Source organism: Altererythrobacter sp. B11, assembly GCF_003569745.1.
Classification (GTDB): domain Bacteria; phylum Pseudomonadota; class Alphaproteobacteria; order Sphingomonadales; family Sphingomonadaceae; genus Croceibacterium_C.
Genome location: NZ_AP018498.1, coordinates 58,574 through 76,192, shown reverse-complemented (window position 1 = coordinate 76,192; position 17,619 = coordinate 58,574). Strand labels below are relative to the sequence as shown.

Annotated in this window: 14 protein-coding genes; 6 read left to right on the top strand and 8 right to left on the bottom strand. The window is 66.5% G+C overall.

Features of this window, described 5'->3' with window-relative positions:
• The 3 genes from AEB_RS00320 to AEB_RS00310 form a co-directional block, all read right to left on the bottom strand.
• Window positions 1-1,278 carry a glycoside hydrolase family 130 protein gene (locus AEB_RS00320; protein ID WP_231958829.1) on the bottom strand — a complete coding sequence of 426 codons (1,278 nt, stop codon included), beginning with the start codon at window positions 1,276-1,278 and terminating at the stop codon, window positions 1-3.
• Window positions 1,265-3,610 carry a glycosyltransferase family 4 protein gene (locus AEB_RS00315; RefSeq protein ID WP_119081296.1) on the bottom strand — a complete coding sequence of 782 codons (2,346 nt, stop codon included), beginning with the start codon at window positions 3,608-3,610 and terminating at the stop codon, window positions 1,265-1,267. The genes AEB_RS00320 and AEB_RS00315 overlap by 14 nt, the downstream gene beginning before the upstream one ends.
• Window positions 3,611-3,963: 353 nt before the next feature.
• Window positions 3,964-5,928, bottom strand: coding sequence for a TonB-dependent receptor (locus AEB_RS00310; protein WP_231958828.1), 1,965 nt, complete (start codon window positions 5,926-5,928; stop codon window positions 3,964-3,966).
• Between the two features lie 219 nt (window positions 5,929-6,147).
• On the opposite strand from AEB_RS00310, the gene AEB_RS00305 reads away from it, so the two are divergent.
• Entirely contained in the window at window positions 6,148-7,401 is a 1,254-nt protein-coding gene (locus AEB_RS00305) for a hypothetical protein (RefSeq protein ID WP_119081294.1), read from the top strand.
• 125 nt (window positions 7,402-7,526) lie between these two features.
• Window positions 7,527-9,479, top strand: coding sequence for an ATP-dependent zinc metalloprotease FtsH (ftsH, locus tag AEB_RS00300; RefSeq protein WP_119081293.1), 1,953 nt, complete (start codon window positions 7,527-7,529; stop codon window positions 9,477-9,479).
• Window positions 9,480-9,562: 83 nt separating this feature from the next.
• Here the strand turns inward: ftsH and AEB_RS00295 are convergent, their stop codons facing one another.
• The 4 genes from AEB_RS00295 to rpoZ all read right to left on the bottom strand — a co-directional run bounded on the left by AEB_RS00295 (window position 9,563) and on the right by rpoZ (window position 13,355).
• Window positions 9,563-10,612 (bottom strand): DUF3667 domain-containing protein, encoded by a 1,050-nt coding sequence (locus AEB_RS00295; protein WP_119081292.1) that lies wholly within the window; start codon window positions 10,610-10,612, stop codon window positions 9,563-9,565.
• A gap of 65 nt (window positions 10,613-10,677) precedes the next feature.
• The gene (locus AEB_RS00290; RefSeq protein WP_119081291.1) at window positions 10,678-11,412 is read right to left on the bottom strand and encodes a ParA family protein; all 735 of its coding nucleotides are present in this window, start codon (window positions 11,410-11,412) and stop codon (window positions 10,678-10,680) included.
• 304 nt (window positions 11,413-11,716) lie between these two features.
• A complete protein-coding gene (locus tag AEB_RS00285; RefSeq protein WP_119081290.1) occupies window positions 11,717-12,445 on the bottom strand; it encodes a Crp/Fnr family transcriptional regulator in 729 nt (242 codons plus the stop codon).
• A gap of 565 nt (window positions 12,446-13,010) precedes the next feature.
• Window positions 13,011-13,355, bottom strand: a complete 345-nt coding sequence (gene rpoZ / locus AEB_RS00280) for a DNA-directed RNA polymerase subunit omega (RefSeq protein ID WP_119081289.1) — start codon at window positions 13,353-13,355, stop codon at window positions 13,011-13,013.
• A 161-nt stretch (window positions 13,356-13,516) separates the two neighbouring features.
• Here rpoZ and AEB_RS00275 point away from each other — a divergent pair, with 161 nt between their 5' ends.
• Window positions 13,517-14,023 (top strand): hypothetical protein, encoded by a 507-nt coding sequence (locus AEB_RS00275; protein WP_119081288.1) that lies wholly within the window; start codon window positions 13,517-13,519, stop codon window positions 14,021-14,023.
• Between the two features lie 3 nt (window positions 14,024-14,026).
• Here the strand turns inward: AEB_RS00275 and AEB_RS00270 are convergent, their stop codons facing one another.
• Complete coding sequence (locus AEB_RS00270) at window positions 14,027-15,544, bottom strand: replicative DNA helicase (protein WP_119081287.1); 1,518 nt, start codon at window positions 15,542-15,544, stop codon at window positions 14,027-14,029.
• A 149-nt stretch (window positions 15,545-15,693) separates the two neighbouring features.
• On the opposite strand from AEB_RS00270, the gene AEB_RS00265 reads away from it, so the two are divergent.
• From AEB_RS00265 to AEB_RS00255, 3 genes are read left to right on the top strand one after another with little or no spacing between them, the layout of a single operon-like run.
• On the top strand, window positions 15,694-16,200 hold the full coding sequence (locus AEB_RS00265) for a UPF0262 family protein (protein ID WP_119081286.1): 507 nt from the start codon (window positions 15,694-15,696) through the stop codon (window positions 16,198-16,200).
• A gap of 36 nt (window positions 16,201-16,236) precedes the next feature.
• Complete coding sequence (locus tag AEB_RS00260; RefSeq protein ID WP_119081285.1) at window positions 16,237-16,935, top strand: glycoside hydrolase family 25 protein; 699 nt, start codon at window positions 16,237-16,239, stop codon at window positions 16,933-16,935.
• Window positions 16,932-17,366, top strand: coding sequence for a cytidine deaminase (locus AEB_RS00255; RefSeq protein ID WP_119081284.1), 435 nt, complete (start codon window positions 16,932-16,934; stop codon window positions 17,364-17,366). The genes AEB_RS00260 and AEB_RS00255 overlap by 4 nt, the downstream gene beginning before the upstream one ends.
• The last annotated feature ends 253 nt before the right edge of the window (window positions 17,367-17,619 follow it).

Genomic DNA, 17,619 nt, shown 5'->3' with positions numbered 1-17,619 from the left:
TCAGCGCATCAGGTCGAGCAGCTCGTCGATCTCCACGGTGGCGAAACCGACGGCGCTATCGGAAATGCCGTAGGGGATCAGCAGCCGCTCGCCCACCCGCAACGCGCCGCAGGTGTAGACGACATTGGGGACATAGCCCGCGCGATCGGCATCCACCGCGGTCAGCACCGGTTCCTTCGTCCGGCCGATCACCTTGGAAGGATCGTCGAGATCGAGCAGCGCGCAGCCCAGCGAATATTTCCGCATTGCGCCCACCCCATGCGTCAGCAGGATCCAGCCCTCATCGGTGCGGATCGGGCAGCCGCAATTGCCGATCTGGATGAATTCCCACGGATAGGCCGGCTCCATCAGCAACACGCCTTCGCTGTCCCAGCAATCCAGCCGGTCGGACTTGAGCAGGAACAGGTTCTTGCCGTCCTGCCGGCCGATCATCGCATATTGGCCGCCGATCTTCTCCGGGAACAGGGCCATGCCCTTGTTGCGCCCGGCCTCGCCCTCGATCGGTTCCAGCACGAAGCGGCGGAAATCGCGGGTGCGCAGCAGTTCGGACCGGATCGAATGGCCGGAATAGGCGGTGTAGGTGCCGATCCATTCGTAATCCCCGCCGCCATGGTCGAAGCGGACCAGCCGTAGATCTTCCAGCCCGTTCTGCTGCTGCTCCGTGATCGGGAAGATCACCGTGTTGGAGAGGCTGGATTCGGCATGGCGATGCACCGTCACGCTGCCGTCGCTGAGGGCCAGCGAAGCATCGTCCAACTCCACGGAAGTGGCGAAGGCGCTCTGCGGCCAGAGGGCAAAGCCGCCGTCATCCTCCGCAATCCCTTCGCGGAAGACGATCGAGCTGATGTGGCCTTCGCCCACCGCGCGCAGCGACATGACGAAACGCACCGCGCCCTCGCGAATCCCGCTCTGGTCGGGATGCGGCACGATGGAAGGGTTCATCAGCGCCGCCGCGGCATAGGTATATTCGTGGCAGAAGAAGGCGCCCAGCAGGCGCTTGCGCGTTTCGGAAAAGCCGGAGCAGTCTATGCCCAGCCCTTCTTCCACTTCTTCGAAGCGTTCGGCGAACATCTGTTCGGTCTGCCAGTGGCGTTCGGCGAAATCGCGCCGCACACGCTCATATTCCGCCGCAACCTGCTCCTCACTCAGGCTGGCGACATCCTCCACCAGCCGCAGGGCGCGGCCGCCGGGGGCGTTCTTCGCCTGCCAGCCGAGGTGAAAGGGCCGCAGAACCACGCGGGAAGGGTCGGCATGCAGCCGCTCGTCAAGTATTTGCAACAGACTGTTCGCGCCCGCAATTCCGCCCTTCAATGCCATCTCCCGCCGAATCGCGCTGTGCTTCGGCAAGGGCTAGCACGGAATAACGGGCGAGTTGAAAGGCGAGGATGGACTCCGCGCCGCAATTCGCGTTCACGCCGCGCGGATTGATGCCGTCATGACACCGCCCGCTGGCGAGATCGGCCAGGACCACGCCGCGATCGTTCGCGCCGAAGAACCAGTTCCACGCTGTGCAGGCATGGTGGAACCATCGGGTATCGCCGGTGGCGGCGAAGGCGGCGCGTGCTGCCTCGATCGCAGCCTGCGCTTCCAGCGGCTGCTGGTCGAAGGGCAGATGCGCATGTTTCTGTCCGAAGCTGTCGGAGCCGATCGGGCGGAAATAGCCGCTGGCGGAAATCTGCTGCTGCGCGATCCATTCCAGCGTCTCCAGCCCGGCCGAGACATGATCCGACCGGCCAAGCTGCTGGCCCGCCTCGATCAGCGCCTGCGACAGGCGGGGGTTGTCATAGCCCAGCACGGCTTCGAACCAGGCCCAGTCCGGCCGCCGCGCCGCATCCAGCAGGCGGCTGAGGAAATCCGCGCCGGCTTCCAGCAGATCGCGCGAGGCGCCATGGTCGGCCTGAACGCGAAGCCGAGCCGCCGCCCCCAGCATGGCAAAGGCCATGGCACGGGGCGAGGGCAGGGTGGCGCAGTGCGGCAGGGCGGTGTCGAAAAGCCGCTGTGCCCAGTCGCGCAATTCGCCATCGGGCGCCCATTCTATCGTGTGGCCCAGCACCCATAACGCGCGGCCGTTGGAATCCTCCGATCCCGCATCTTCCGCCCAGCTTCGATCGAACCGCATGAAATTGCGGAAGGCACCGGCCTGCGGGTTCCATGCGTGCTGCATGAAGGCGGCATAGGTGAGGCTCCACTGCGAGCGTTCGGCCGGGGTGAGCCCTTCGGCCACATTCATCAGCATCAGCGCGCGGGCGTTGTCGTCCAGACAGTACCCGTGATCGCGATCGGGCACGATGCCGATGGCATGCTGCATCATGCCGGTGCCGTCGCTCATGTCGAATACGCCCGACAGGCCGGGCACTGCGGTGATCGGCACCGGGCGCGGCGGCGCTGCCACGGCGGCTTCGATCAACGTGGCGGCAGCATCGGCGAAGCGCGGCCAGATCGTTTGCCGCCCGCGGTGATAGGCGCACGCCTGCAGCGCGGAGAGTTCGGCCGGATCGTCGAGCAGTGCGGTCACCTCGCGCGCGACGGCCTCCGCACAGTCGGGCTCGATCAGCCGTCCGGCATCGCTGCCCAGCAACTCGCGTGCGTGGAGATAGGGCGTGGATACCACGGCCTTGCCCAGCGCCACGGCATAGGACAGCGTTCCCGATGTGGACTGCTGCATGTTGAAATAGGGCGTGATGTAGATGTCGCAGGCTTCGAGCTGGTCGAGCAGTTCCTCGGTCTCGAGGAAGCGATTGTCCCACAGCACATGGTCGCTGACGCCGAGTTCCCGGGTGAGCGCCTGCAGCCGCTCGCGATAGGCCTCGCCCTCCGCAGCCACCAGATTGGGGTGCGTGGCGCCGACGATGCGATAGACGGTCTCGGGATGCCGCGCGACGATGGCGGGCAGGGCCTCGATCACCCGCTCTATGCCTTTGCCGGGGTCGAGCAGCCCGAAGGTCATCAGAACATGCCGGCCGGCGAGGCCCAGCATTTGCTTGAACTCTTCCTGCCGGCCGAAGGGTCGGTCCGGCGCGCCGTGCTGGATCACCTCCAGCAATTCATTGGGCGCGCCATAGCGTTCGGCCAGCAGATCGCGCGAATGGGTGGACATCACCATGGTGCGGCTGGCGCGCGAGACGAGATGTTCCAGGATCCGCCGCTGATTATCGCCCGGCGTGGTCAGCACGGTGTGCGGCGTCAGGATCAGCGGGGCGGCCATGCGATCCACGAAATCGCACACCAGTTCCCCGTCCGGCCCGCCATAAATGCCGTATTCGTGTTGCAGCCATACGGCGTCCACGCCGCTTTCGTTGATGCGGCGGGCCGCGCGATAATAGGATTGCCGGTCGTCCACCTTGATGACCCCGGCCACATTCTCGTAGCGCAGCGGCTGGGCGGGGTCGTCCAGCGCGTAGATATCCACCTGCACTTCCGGGTGGAATTCCCGCAGCTTCTCAAACACGTCTTCGGTAAAGGTGGCGATGCCGCATTTGCGCGGCGCGAATGTGCCGATCAGCGCGATGCGCCGCAGCGGCGCGGCCCCCTTGCGGCGGCCGAAGATCACATGGATGTCTGCCCCGGGGACTGGGGCGGCTCCATCACGGATGGCGTCGTCCTTCGACATCGGTGTTCCTCAGAAGGCCACCCGCCGGCAAAGCTGAAGGGCGGCCGCGATGTTGCACTGCATCATGGGCTTCGATGATTGGCAAGATGATTCTCGAACCACCCGGACCAGCCATCGCAAACGGCGATCATTCATAGAATAAAGCGTTGAAAAGCAGGGCTGGCACAGCCCCGCCTTATCGGCAGCTTAACTACGGCCGTGCCTTCCGGTTCCGCGCGACGGGTCGATCTTGGCCAATCCGCTTCGGCGGTGCGACAAACCGCGATTCGCGGGCGCACAAAAAACCCGCCCGTCGTGGGGGACGGGCGGGCGTGAGGGAGCGGCGCAAGCCATCGCGCCGCAGGAGTAGCCGGTCAGAATGTCTTCTTCAGTCCCACGCGCAGCTGCCGGGGTTCGACGATGCGGCTGTTCCGCCCTTCGATCCCCTCGGCAGGCTCGCCGGGGAGCCGGGTGACATAATAATAGTCGATGTCATCGCCCTTGGAATCGAGCGCGTTGAGCAGTTCGGCATAGACTTCGATGCCGTAGAAATCCTGCGGTGTGTAGGCGGCCCGCAGGTTCACCGTGGTGGTGGGGGAGCCGCGCTGCGAATTGTCCTCGATCAGCGCATGCGGGCCCAGATGGCGCACCCGGCCGGACAGGTTGAACTCGCGGAACACCGCCGAAACGCCCAGTTCGCCCGAGCTTTCCAGCGCGCCGGGGACATAGTTCTCGCCCGCGGGCAGGCCTTTGTAGCGCGCCGTGCTGCCGGTCCACACCCCGTCCACGGCGAGCCAGCTGTTCGGCTTCCAGAAGGCGGTCAACTCATAGCCGTGCCGCTTGCCGGGATCGCTCGGCTCGACCGCGCCGGAATCGCCGACATAGATCAGCTCGCTGTCGATAGAGCTCCACCAATAGACACCGGTGAAGATCAGCCCGCCTTTTTCGATGCGGGCACCCACTTCCTTGAAATTGCCGCGCACCAGCCCCGGCGCCGGATCGGTGGGGCTGGTGACGCCGCGGGCGTCGTTGGAATGGAAGCCCTGGCCGTAATTGGCATAGACGGCGAGGCCGGGCGCGACCGTGTAGTTCACCCCGAACTTCGGCGTCACCAGCTGGTCCTTTGCCGTGCCGCCCCAGCTGTTCGGCCCGCCCGCCGCTTTGGTTTCGAAGCGGTAGAAATCGCCGCGCAGCCCGCCGATCACCATCAGCCGGTCGAGTGGACGCCAGATCGCTTCGCCGTAGAGGCCGAGGGAGCTTTCATCGACGGTGAAGGCGCCGCGGGTGGAGAGGAACTCGCCCGCCCTGGTGTGGTCGAGCCCCACCGGATCGATATTGTCCATCCGCGCTTCCGCACCGACGCGCAGCGAAAGCTGGTCCAGAAGGGTGACGTTGCGCTCCAGCCGCCCGCCATAGGACCACTGCTTCTCATATTGCCGCAGCTGGTCGCCATTCACCGGATCATCGAGGAAGAAGGTGAAATTGGACAGCAGGCTCCAGTCGTAATGCTGCAGCCAGCCGGTGATCTTCCAGTCATCGTCGGTGTAATTGGCGGTGACGATCTGCCGCGAGGTATGGCCGCGCAGCGTGGGATCCAGCGTGCCATAGCGGTCCTCCACCAGTGTGCCGATCGCGCGTTCGGGCAACTGTTCGGTGGGGGCCCATGTGGCGTGGAAGTAATTGACGGATAGCTGGAAATCGCCCGCGCCGAGCGTGGTGGAATATTTGCCGAAGCCGGAATAGCCTTCGTAATCCTCCGGCAGTGCCCATGGCCCGTCGTTGAACTTGGCCTGCCCCACCAGCAGCAGATCGCCGCCGCCCACGCGCGCCGATCCGCCGGCGACATAGCGGCGATAGCCATAGCCGCCGAGCTCACCGAGCACGAAGGGGGCCATCCGGTCCTTCGTGGTGATGAAGCTGGAGCCGACGAAGCCGAAATCGCCCGTGTCTGCGCGATAGGGGCCCTTGCGGTAATCGATCCGCTCCACCGTTTCGGGGATCAGGCCGTTCACGTCCAGATAGCCCTGGCCGTGGCCATGGGTGCGGAAGTTCATCGGCATGTCATCGATATAGAGCGCGAAATCGGTGCCGTGATCGAGGTTGAAGCCGCGCAGGAAATACTGGTTGGCCTTGCCCCCGCCCGAATGCTGCGTGGCGATCAGGCCGGGCGTCGCCTCCAGCAATTCGCCCGGTCGCAGCAGCGGGCGCACGGCAATGTCCAGCCCGGCTACACCGCCTTCGCTCGCGGCGCCGGCAATGCCGATGCGCTTCTCCCCGCGGCCATAGACATAGATCGGATCGGCAGGCGCGCTGTCGCCGTCTCCGTCGGCGGCTGCCACAGCGGTGCCCTCCGCATCCTGGGCGAGCGCCGGACCGGCTTGCGCCGCGATAAATAGGAAAGCCGCAGCGGCCGTGCTGCGGAGAAGCCAAGTGTGCAAAGGTCCCGTCCCATCGAATGTTGTCCCGATGGGTGGTGTTCTCGCCCTCTCGCAATTGAAAGTTAATTACGGTAATCGCACGTTACACCCACGTTACATGGGACGGGAAGGGCCAGATCGATGAGGGGGGAGGGCGAAGCTGTGGACCCGCGGGGCAATATTGCCTTCGCCGCTGAGGTGGAGCGCCTGCGCCAGCTGAACGTCCCGGGCGCGAGCGGCCGGCTGCGCGCCCTGTTCGATTTCCTCGCCGATCGCGGGGCGGATGCGCCCCCTGCCTCGCAGGCCGAAATTGCCGAATGCGTGTTCGGCCAGACCGATTCCGAAGGGGATGATGCGACCGTTCGCGTCTATATCCACCGCCTGCGCAAGCGGATGGAGGAGTTCTACGCGGGGGAGGGAGAGCGGCCCGGTGCCAGCCGGTTGACGATTCCCCCCGGCAGCTACGCCCTGCGGCTGGAAGCCGATGCGCCGGAAGACGCGGAACAGATGGAAGGTGTGCCGGTCGATCAGCCGGGGGGGCGGTTCCGCTCCCGCCGCACCAGGCTGGCAGGCGCTGCCCTGCTGCTGGCGGTGCTGCTGCTCGGTGCGGGCTTCTTCGCGGGGCGGGCCACGGAAGCCGCGGGGGAGGCGCCGCCCGTCAATGCACTGTGGCAGCCTTTCGTCGATTCCTCGCGCCCCGTGCTGATCGTGCTGGGCGATTACTACATCTATGGCGAGATCGACCCCGTCCGGCCGGAGGAGGGCCGGCTGGTGCGTGATTTCCGCGTCAACTCTCCCACCGATCTGGTGCGGATGCAGGATGTGGATCCCGATAAATTCGCCAATGCGGAAGATGTCGGCCTCAACTATCTGCCTTTTTCCGCTGCCTATGGGCTGCAGGAGATCGTGCCCGTGCTCACGCGCGGCGGGCGGCAGGTGAACATCATCCCCGCCTCCCAGCTCGAACCCGACATGCTGAACTATTTCAACGTGATCTATGTCGGGCTGGTCAGCGGCATGCATCTGCTGGAAGACATCAACTTCATGGATTCCCGCTTCCAGGTGGGCGAAAGCTATGACGAGCTGATCGATACCGGCAGCGGGCAGGTCTATATGAGCGACGAGGCGCGCCGCATCGCCTCCCCCGCCTACTACACCGACTATGGCTATTTCGCCCGCTTCCACGCACCCAGCGGCGCGCTGGTGGCGGTGGTCGCCGGTGCGCGCGACACGGGGCTGCGCGGCATCGCGCCGCTGGTGGCCGCTGCCGAGATTGCCCCGGCCCTGGCCAAGCCGGCGGCTGACGGGAAGAACTTCGAAGCGCTCTATCAGATCACCGGGCAGCAGGGGGCGGATCTGTCGGAAAAGTTCATCGTCGCCCACATCCGCAAGTGAGTGCGAGGGGCCCCGCCACCCCTCACCGTCTCAGGGCGAAAACGGGCGGGCTCAAGGCGGGCGGCCGTAACTTGCCATTCACCCGTGCGCGCCTACATTGGGCCAGGCATACATAAGGACAGGTGATGAGCGAGAATCGCGAACCGGAGAATGGCGGCGGCAACCCCTGGCTGAAGAGCCTGATGGTGTGGGGCGGCATTTTCCTCGCCCTGCTGCTGGTCGTATCCATGTTCAGCAGCCCGCGCGATGCGGCCGGCACCCAGCTGCGCTATTCCGATTTCCGCGACAAGGTGGCCGAAGGCAGCGTGCAGGAAGTGCAGATCGGCCCCGATCGCATCACCGGCAAGCTGAAGAACGGCTCCGCCTTCTCCACCATCCCGGTGGCCAATGACACCGACCTTACCCGTCTCCTGTCCGAGAACGAGGTGCAGTATTCGGGCGAGGCGCCGGAGCAGCAGAGCATTCTGGTGTTCATCCTGCTGCAGTCCCTGCCGTTCCTGCTGATCCTGGGCGTCGCCTTCTTCGCCTTGCGGCAGGTGCAGAAGGGCGGCGGGTCCGGCGCGATGGGCTTCGGCAAGTCCAAGGCGAAGCTGCTGACCGAGAAGCAGGGCCGCGTCACCTTCGACGACGTCGCCGGCATCGACGAAGCGCGCGAGGAACTGCAGGAAATCGTCGAATTCCTGAAGGATCCGCAGCGCTTCTCCAAGCTCGGCGGCCAGATCCCCAAGGGCGCGCTGCTGGTCGGCTCGCCCGGCACCGGCAAGACGCTGCTCGCCCGCGCCATTGCGGGTGAAGCGCGCGTGCCCTTCTTCACCATTTCGGGCTCGGACTTCGTGGAAATGTTCGTGGGCGTGGGCGCCAGCCGTGTGCGCGACATGTTCGAACAGGCGAAGAAGAACGCGCCCTGCATCGTCTTCATCGACGAAATCGACGCCGTGGGCCGCCATCGCGGCCATGGCCTCGGCAATTCGAATGACGAGCGCGAGCAGACGCTGAACCAGCTGCTGGTGGAGATGGATGGCTTCGAAGCGAACGAAGGCATCATCATCATCGCCGCCACCAATCGACCCGACGTGCTCGACCCGGCGCTGCTGCGCCCCGGCCGTTTCGACCGGCAGGTTGTGGTGCCCGTGCCCGACATCGACGGGCGCGAGAAGATCCTCGCCGTCCATATGAAGAAGGTGCCGCTGGCGCCCGACGTCAATCCGCGGGTGATCGCACGCGGCACGCCGGGCTTTTCCGGCGCCGATCTCGCCAATCTGGTGAACGAGGCGGCGCTGCTGGCCGCGCGGCGCAACAAGCGCCTTGTTGCCATGCAGGAATTCGAGGACGCGAAGGACAAGGTGATGATGGGGGCGGAGCGCCGCTCCATGGTCATGACCGACGACGAGAAGAAGATGACCGCCTATCACGAGGCGGGCCATGCCATCGTCGCCGTGCACGAGCCTGCCTCCGATCCGATCCACAAGGCCACGATCATTCCGCGCGGCCGTGCGCTGGGTATGGTGATGCGCCTGCCGGAGCGGGACAATTACTCGTATCACCGCGACAAGATGCACGCGAATTTGGCGGTCAGCATGGGCGGCCGCGTGGCGGAAGAACTGGTGTTCGGGCACGACAAGGTGTCGAGCGGCGCCAGCTCCGACATCTCCTATGCCACCAGCCTCGCCCGCAACATGGTCACCAAATGGGGCATGTCCGACAAGCTCGGCCCGCTGCAGTATGAAGACCAGCAGGAAGGCTATCTCGGCATGGGCGGGTCGCAGCGCACCATGGCGAGCGACGAGACTAACAAGCTGATCGATGCGGAAATCCGCGGCCTGGTCGAAGGCTCTTACAAGCGCGCGACCGATCTGCTGACCACCCATCGCGACGAGCTGGAACTGCTCGCCCAGGCGCTGCTCGAGTATGAGACGCTGACGGGCGACGAGATCAAGCAGCTGCTCGATCAGGGCAAGGTCGATCGGCCGGACGAGCCGCGCGGCCCGGTGGCGGTGAAGCCGCTGCGCGGTTCGGCCATTCCCAAGGCCGGCAAGCGCTTCGGCGGTCAGGGTGGTACGGCGCCGCAGGGCGCCTGACCCCTTCACTCCCGCTCGTCGGGCGACAATCCAACACCACAGAGGCCGTCCGGATGACCCTGGCGGCCTCTTTGCTTGTGGGCTCAGCCCATGGCGCCCAGCAGCAGCAACAGATTGATGAACAGCGACACGATCACGAAGATGAAGACGGTGATCGCCACGGTGCGCCACACGGCAGAGAAGCGCGACAGGCCATAGGCGCCCTTCAACTGGCGGTAGATATGCCAGACCGGGATCGTGGTCCCCAGCAGCAGCACCACTCCGCTGCTCAGCCCCAACTGCGCCAGCAGCGTCAGCAGCACGAACAGCAGCGTCATGAAGCACAGCGAATAGGTGACGAACACGGCGTGGTCATAGGCGCCGAACCGGCGCCGCCACAGGAACAGCAGGCTGACGAAGGGGATCGACAGCGGGATCAGCAGCCAGGAGAATTTGTAGCTGTTGGCCTGCAGCTTGTAGAGCATCAGCGCCGGGTTCTTCTGCCACTTCTCCAGCCCGTGATCGATGAAATGCGATCCGGTGCGGATGGAGGTGATCTCCTGCCCGATCCGCTCCGGCCCTTCGGCGATCGCCTGCCCCGTCTCCAGCGCCTTGCGTTCCGTTTCCAGTTCCGCCCGTGCGGGATCCCCCGCCGGCAGCGCCGCCAATCGCCGCTCGATCTCCGCGCGCTGTTCCTCCAGCTGGCGGGGCGCCTCGCTGTTGCTCACCAGCGTCCCGTCGGATGGGTCGAAGTCGGTCGGCGTGCCGATGCCGGCGATCTGGAACACGGCGAACATCAGGAAGACAGTGAACAGGAACAGCGCCATGGGCGACACGAAGCGCGCCCGCTCCCCCGCGATGTAGCGGCGCGTCAGCTCCCCCGGGCGTGCCGCCAGCAGCGGGAGCGTGTGCCAGGTCTTGCCCTCCCAATGCAGCGCGCCGTGCAGCAGGTCGTGCATGAAGGCGCCCATGGAACGGTGGATATGGGCGGACTGGCCGCAGGCATGGCAATAGGGGCCGACCCGTTCCGTCCCGCAATTGAGACAGGCGCCGGCGAAGTCATGCGCCCCTTGCGCCTCGCCCCGGTCAGGCTCTGCCGCGCGGGCGAACAGGCCGCCTTCGAAAATAGTGCCGATGCTTTCGAATATGCTCACGGTGCCCCCACTCGCCAGGCGGGCACTGTATCGCCCACGCGGCGCGGACCGCAAGCGCCGCCGGTCTATTTCCCGCCGGCCAGCTTCCGCTCGATCGCGGTCCACAAGTGCGCAAAGCCGCGCGCGGCGGCGGAGGTGGGGGCGAACTCACCCACCGGCTGGCGCCGAACGGCGCATTGTTCCACCGCGCTGGCGAGGGGGATCACCGGCCAGCTGGGGTTTTCCTCCCGCGCCTGCCGGTGCAACGTGCGCCGCCCGTCGAACATGGAAATGACCGGCAGGATCGGCGGATGGACCTTGGCGTGGCGGCGGATTTCCCTGGTCACCAGTTCGAAGGCCCTGCGCGAGAGGGGGGAAGGGGGCAGCGGCACGATCACCAGCGTGGCCGCCCGCACCACCTGCGCGCTGATCTCGTTGAGCACCGGCGGGCAATCGAGGATGATCCGATCATAGCGGCGCGAAAGATCCTCCCCCAGCTTCGCCAGCCGCTTGCGCTTGCCGATCCGCGCCAGCACGCTGTCGAGCTCGCGCAGGCTTTCATCCGCCGGCAGCAGGTCCAGCCGGGGGATGCCCGTCTTGCGGATCAGCTTGTCGGGCGCGGCATCCTTGGCGAACACGCTGCCCGCATCGTGCTTCCCGTCAGGATCGAGGCCCAGCAGGAAGCCCGCGCCGCCGGCCGCATCGAGATCCCACAGCAGCGTCTTGCGGCAGGAAATCGCGGCTGAGCACCAGGCAAGATTGGCCGCAATCGTGGTTTTGCCCACGCCGCCCTTCACGCTGTAAACCGCGATTACTGCCATCGACCCATCTTCTTCCTTGCCGCGTTTCGCCGCAAGCTCTGTTACACTTCGATGACGGTTATCAAGCGACCGGCGCCTGCCGTCATTTCACGGTCATTGGCAGCGGGGGTTTGGTTCTTCGGTCGGCGCTGCGTCGGCGGCGCGCGGGCTGGGACGTGCGGCGCCGCTGGATTCCCGCCTTCGCGGGAATGACGAAAGAGGGGGGCGTGTCCTATTCTCGTCATCCCCGCGAAGGCGGGGATCCAGAGCAGTGTTCGGGGCTCCCGCTTGCGCGATACTAACGACAGAGACGGAGTGTGGCCCGTCAGCTCGCCGGGCCGGCAGACACGCGCACTTCATTGCGGCCCAGCTTGCGCGCCAGCCCGGCGGGGTCGCGCAGCGTCACCTGCTTCGCCCGCCAGTCCAGATCGCCGGTTTGTCGCGCCTGCTGCGCCATGCGGTTGAGATGCACGGAGGTGAGGCCCAGCGCATCGGCGGTCGCTTCCTGCGTCAGCGGGAAGGGGAAGCTGCCGCCGTCCGCCAGACCGCAGCGGTCCAGCCGCTCGCGCAGTTCAAGCAACAGGTCCAGCAGCCGCTCCAGCCCCGAAAGTCGCCCAAGCCGGGTGATCTGGTTCAGCAGATAGGCCTCTTCCAGCGCGCGGCTGAGCGCATAGGCCTCGGCCAGGCGTGGCGATGTCTCGGGCGGGGGCGCAGTGCAGATCAGCACGTCGGTGATCGCGGTCACATGCGATGCCGCCAGCGGCTGGGCATGATCGTACATGCCGATCAGCTCGCCCGGCAGGAACAGGCTGATCAGCTGGCGCCGTCCGTCCTCCAATATGCGGAACCGCGCGGCCCATCCGCCCAGCAACAGCCGGGCCTTGGGCACTTCCTTGCCTTCCTGTTGCAATTCGTGCGCCGCGGGCACCCGCCATGCGCCCGCAAAGGCCTGGCGCAGCGCCGCCGTGGCAGGTTCATCCAGCGGAGTAAGCCCGTTCAGTCGTTTCAGGGCCGGATCAAGGGCATATTCGCCGGCCTTGGGCGCGTTGCGCATCACGTGGATCGGGTCTCGCTCGCTGGCAGAGGCGCCGGGATCCCCGCGCCCTCCATCTGAAATGGATCCATTGCTGGCGGGAGGTTTGCGGCAGAGCCGCCGCTATCCGCACAGCCGCCGGAGGGGGCGCTGGAATCGCCTCCACCCCGGATCATCTCCGCCTCTTGCAGCCTGCCGGACATTCTACCGCTTCCCTCACTCGCCACCTGCGCGCCGAGCCGAAGCAGCGGCGGGTCAGGTGGGGCAGCACAGCCGCCGTCAGATCATTCCAGGGCGTGTCCGCACCATGCCGGCAGAGGCTGGTTTCGCCCATTGGCGCATCCCCTCACCCCTGCCGTCGCGAGCAAAGCCGCAAGTGCCGGAACCCCTGTTGCACGCAGATAAGGACTAAATGCGGAGCGCCGCCTTGATCCATGTTAGCGGTTCGGAGTTTTTCAGTATCGCCCTGGAAATAGCCGGCTGCCCTGTTTCAACATCTCGCCGGGGGCAGCGGGGAGGAGGGGCTGCACAAACAAAAAGGGCCGCACCAGCCGGTGCGGCCCTTCAGGAATCGGGATGGGCGGGCTCAGCCGTCGTAATCGCTACCCATGGAGGTGGAGCGGGCCGGGGCCGCGGCCGAGAGGCGCATAGCCTCCGCCGACTGGCTCAGCGAACCGATCTCATCGGCCTCGTCCTCCTCATCAGGCAAGACGCGCTGCAGCGACTGGACGACGCTTTCGTGCAGATGCTTGGGCTTCACCGTCTGTTCGGCGATCTCGCGCAGGGCGACGACCGGGTTCTTGTCGCGATCGCGGTCCACGGTCAGTTCCGCGCCGCCCGAAATCTCGCGCGCGCGCTGCGCGGCGAGCAGGACGAGATCGAAACGGTTGGGCACCTTGTCGATGCAATCTTCGACGGTAACGCGCGCCATAGGGCACTCCGATAGAAACGTGTTGTCCGGAAAGGCCTGCACCTAGGGGCGTAGGGCGCCGGAGTCAAGGAAATGGCGGCGCCACCTCCCCGTGCGGCGGGCCCGGGAGGGAAACCGTGCCGGGCCGGGGCGTTGCATGGGCAAGCACAGGAGACCTTATCATGCCCCGCCACCTCATCGCCCCCTTCGCCGCGCTGGCAATCGCTGCCTGCTCCCCCGCGGCGGACGAGCCCGAGCCCGAGGCGGAGGCTTCCGCCACGCCCGCAGCCGGCGGAATGGCCGGATCGCCGATCGAACTGACCCCGCTCACGCCGCAGGACGTTGCCGATGCCGATCTGAAGGGCGAACTCGGCTGCTCCTTCACCGCGGAAAACGGTGACATGCTGCTGCTCGCCATGGGCAACGTCGCCGATGCCAAGGGCCATGCGCTCGGCCTCGCCAAGCGGGCCGATGCGCCGCAACTGCTCACCTCCACCGAGGCGGGGGGATACGATCCCCTGCCCGACGGCACCAGCTTCACCGGGTCGGATATGAGCTATGAGGTCGCGCTTACCTCCACCACGGCGGCGGGCGAGGGAGAATCGCCGCCCTTCCCGGCGGAGCTGCGGCTGAACCGGCAGGACGGCGCGATGCTGACGATCCCCGGCCGCTGGACCTGCGGCCCCTGACGGCTAGTCGTAGCCGCCCTGGTATTCGCCTTCTGCCAGGTCGGAGAAGCGGGTGATCTTCGGCTCGAAGCGCAGGCGCACCTTGCCGGTGGAGCCGTGGCGTTGCTTCGCCACGATCAGTTCGGCGAGGCCATAGACCCGCTCCATTTCCTGCCGCCAGGTATCATGCGCTTCCTGCGCCTTCACATCGGAATCGCCGGCGGGCAGCTTCGGCTCGCGCGAGGCGATGTAGTAATCCTCGCGATAGACGAACCACACCATGTCGGCGTCCTGCTCGATAGAGCCGGATTCGCGCAGGTCCGACAGCATCGGGCGCTTGTCGTCGCGCTGCTCCACCGCGCGGGAGAGCTGGGATAGCGCGATCACCGGCACGCCCAGTTCCTTCGCCAGCGTCTTCAGCCCGCGGCTGATTTCCGAAATCTCGTTCACGCGGTTGTCCTGCGCGCGCCCGCTGCCCTGCAGCAGCTGGAGATAGTCGACCACGATCAGCCCGATGTCATAGCGCCGCTTGAGCCGCCGCGCGCGGGTGCGCAGCGCGCCGATGGTGAGCGCGGGCGTATCGTCGATATACAGCGGCAGTTCGGCCAGTCGCTGGCTGGCGTAGGACAGCTGCTGGAAATCGTCGCGGCTGATCTTGCCCATGCGCAGCGCTTCGCTGGAGATCTTCGCCTGCTCCGCCAGGATACGCGTGGCCAGCTGGTCGCTGGACATTTCCAGGCTGAAGAAGGCCACCGGCGCACCCACCGACTTCTCGATCCCGTCGCGCTGGTCGCGCAGCAGGCGATCGGCGCAGTTGAAGGCGATGTTGGTGGCGAGCGAGGTCTTGCCCATGCCCGGCCGCCCGGCAAGGATGATGAGGTCGGAATCGTGCAGCCCGCCGACCTTCTCGTTCACGGATGTGAGGCCGGTGGTCTTGCCCGAAACATGGCCGCCCGAATTGATCGCCGTCTCGATCATTTCCAGCGCCTTGTTGGTGGCGCCGCGGAAGGTGGCCGCTTCCGATTCGCCCGAGGCGCCTTCGGCCACGCGATAGAGCGAGGCTTCGGCCCGCTCGATCTGGCGCATCGGCTCCACCTCTTCCGAAGTGTCGAGCGCGCCTTCCACCAGTTCGCGGCCCACGCTCACCAGTTCGCGCAGCAGGGCGAGGTCATAGATCTGCTGGGCCAGTTCGCGCGGGGCCAGCAGGCCCTGCCCGTCCGCCGTCAGCTGCGCGAGATAGGCCGTGCCACCCATCTCCGCCATCGCCTCATCCCCTTCGAAATAGGGTTTGAGGGTGACCGGCGTCACCACCATCTGCTTGTCCAGCTGCACCGCGACCCGGTCGAAGATACGGGCATGGATCGGGGCGAAGAAATGCTCCGCCCGCAGCGGCACCGAAAGCTCTTCCAGCACGCGGTTGTCGATCAGCACGGCGCCCAGGAAGGCCGCCTCCGCTTCCAGATTCGCGGGGAGGGCACGGCCGGCGGCGGCTTCGCCCCCTTGGCGGGTGGCGGCGCGGATGAGCAGGTCTTGATCGGGCATGGCCGCCTGATGCGCCCACTCGACTCCGGCCGCAAGAGGCCGGGCCACCGGCCCCCCTGTGGATAGCGGGGATCACCGCATGATCCCCCGCACTTCCCTCATCTGGCATTTGCGAAAGCCCGCCCGCTCTGCGAAAGCAGCAGGCTCAGATGCCGGACGAAACCTCCTCCCACCGCAGCGCAGACCGCATCGCGCGCATCGTCCTCGACGAGGCGACGATCCTGCGCCGCAGCGACACGGTGGAATCCGAACGGCAGGCCGCGCTGCGCGATCTGGAGGCGGCGAACAGCTTCACCCCGCTGCGCGCGCTGGAGACGGGGCAGGAAGGGCCGTGGTCGCTCCATCTCTCGGTGGTGGACGGGCGGCTGGCCATCGCGATTCGCGACGGGGCGGGGGAGGATGCCGGCACGGTCGGCCTCGGCCTCGCACGGTTCCGCCGGGTGGTGCGCGAATATTTCGCCATCTGCGATTCCTATTACAAGGCGCTGCGCAAGGCCTCCCCGCAGGAGATCGAGACGGTGGACATGGCCCGGCGCGGCATTCACGATCGCGGCACGCGGCACTTGCTGGAAGCGCTGGAGGGCAAGATCGAAACCGATTTCGATACGGCCCGCAGGCTTTTCACGCTGATCTGCGTGCTTCATATCAAGGCCTGACGGGCTGCAGGCAACACGGGTTTTTTCGGGGCGGTAATGGGCAGGAAGAGGGCGTTTCCCTGGCGCTGGCGTATCGCCGGCGCGCTGCTGCTGGTGACGCTGGCCGGCGCCGGCTGGCTGTGGTGGCAGGCGCAGCACTGGGCGCCGGCGGTGGAGCAATTCCCCGTGCAGGGCGCGCTGGTGGGCGCGGGCGATGGCGAGGTGGATTTCACCGCCCTGCGCGCGATCGGCGCCGATTTCGTCTATCTCCAGGCCAGCAGCGGCGCCAATGGCCGCGACGGCACCTTCGCCCGCAATCTGGAGCGGGTGCAGGGCAGCGGCCTGCGCTTCGGCGCGGTGCATGCCTATGATCCCTGCATCCCGGCGGAGCGGCAGGCGGCCAATTTCGTCACCATCGTCCCGCGCGAGGATGATCTGCTGCCCCCCGCGATCGAGCTGAGCAAGCTGGCCGACGATTGCCCCGATCCGGTGAGCGAGGCGGCGGTGGAAAGCGAGCTGACCACCTTCCTCAACCAGGTGGAGGGCCATGTCGGCCGCCCCGCCGTGCTCAAGCTGTCGCGCGGGTTCGAGGATCGCTATCACCTCGCCGCCCGGATCGAGCGCGGGCTGTGGCTGGAAAGGGATTACATGCAGCCGGATTACGCGGGGCGCCCGTGGACCTTGTGGACCGCCAATGCCGCGTTGCGCACCGCCGCCGCGCCCGAACCGCTGCGCTGGGTGGTCGCCCAGCCATGAGCGAGCCGCAGCCTCACCCCCATGCCGATCTGATCGCCGCCGCCCGCCGCGCGGCACAGGGCGCCTATGCCCCCTATTCCAACTTCCCCGTGGGCGCCGCCCTGCTGTTCGACGATGGCGAAGTGGTGGCGGGCGCCAATGTGGAGAATGCCAGCTACGGCCTCGCCCTCTGCGCCGAGACGGTGGCCGTGGCCGCCGCCATGGCCGGGGGCAGGCGCGGCGGGCTCGTCGCCGTGGCCGTCACCGGCCCGCGCATGGCCCCCGGCGCCGCCCCCATCACCCCCTGCGGCCGCTGCCGCCAGGTGCTGAACGAACTCGCCGCGCTGGGCGGCACCGACCCGCTGGTCCTCTGCGTCGGCCCCGACGCGGTGCAGGAAGTGAGGCTCTCGGCCCTGCTGCCGATGGCCTTCGGGCCGGCGAGTTTGGATTAGAGGGTGGGCAGGTGGGGCAGCTTTGCGCCCCCAAAGCGGCCGTTCGCGCCCCCTGAGCGTTATATCACTAAGGCAATTTTTTATTGGATGCCCGTGAGGCGCTGCTCGCAACCTGCTCTACGGGAGGAGCAGCTTAGAGATAGCCCTGCCTTATCGGCTAATAGCGGCCGGGCCAGGACGCGGGTCTGACTACCTTTGAACTGGCCGATTTCTATTGTTCACCAGAACTGCGCCTGGGGCTCGCAATGCGGTG

Bases quoted from the DNA above. Each gene is read 5' to 3' on its own strand.
- AEB_RS00315 (WP_119081296.1), bottom strand. From the start codon at position 3,610: ATGTCGAAGGACGACGCCATCCGTGATGGAGCCGCCCCAGTCCCCGGG.
- AEB_RS00305 (WP_119081294.1), top strand. From the start codon at position 6,148: ATGAGGGGGGAGGGCGAAGCTGTGGACCCGCGGGGCAATATTGCCTTC.
- ftsH (WP_119081293.1), top strand. From the start codon at position 7,527: ATGAGCGAGAATCGCGAACCGGAGAATGGCGGCGGCAACCCCTGGCTG.
- AEB_RS00290 (WP_119081291.1), bottom strand. From the start codon at position 11,412: ATGGCAGTAATCGCGGTTTACAGCGTGAAGGGCGGCGTGGGCAAAACC.
- AEB_RS00285 (WP_119081290.1), bottom strand. From the start codon at position 12,445: ATGCGCAACGCGCCCAAGGCCGGCGAATATGCCCTTGATCCGGCCCTG.
- rpoZ (WP_119081289.1), bottom strand. From the start codon at position 13,355: ATGGCGCGCGTTACCGTCGAAGATTGCATCGACAAGGTGCCCAACCGT.
- AEB_RS00275 (WP_119081288.1), top strand. From the start codon at position 13,517: ATGCCCCGCCACCTCATCGCCCCCTTCGCCGCGCTGGCAATCGCTGCC.
- AEB_RS00270 (WP_119081287.1), bottom strand. From the start codon at position 15,544: ATGCCCGATCAAGACCTGCTCATCCGCGCCGCCACCCGCCAAGGGGGC.
- AEB_RS00265 (WP_119081286.1), top strand. From the start codon at position 15,694: ATGCCGGACGAAACCTCCTCCCACCGCAGCGCAGACCGCATCGCGCGC.
- AEB_RS00260 (WP_119081285.1), top strand. From the start codon at position 16,237: ATGGGCAGGAAGAGGGCGTTTCCCTGGCGCTGGCGTATCGCCGGCGCG.
- AEB_RS00255 (WP_119081284.1), top strand. From the start codon at position 16,932: ATGAGCGAGCCGCAGCCTCACCCCCATGCCGATCTGATCGCCGCCGCC.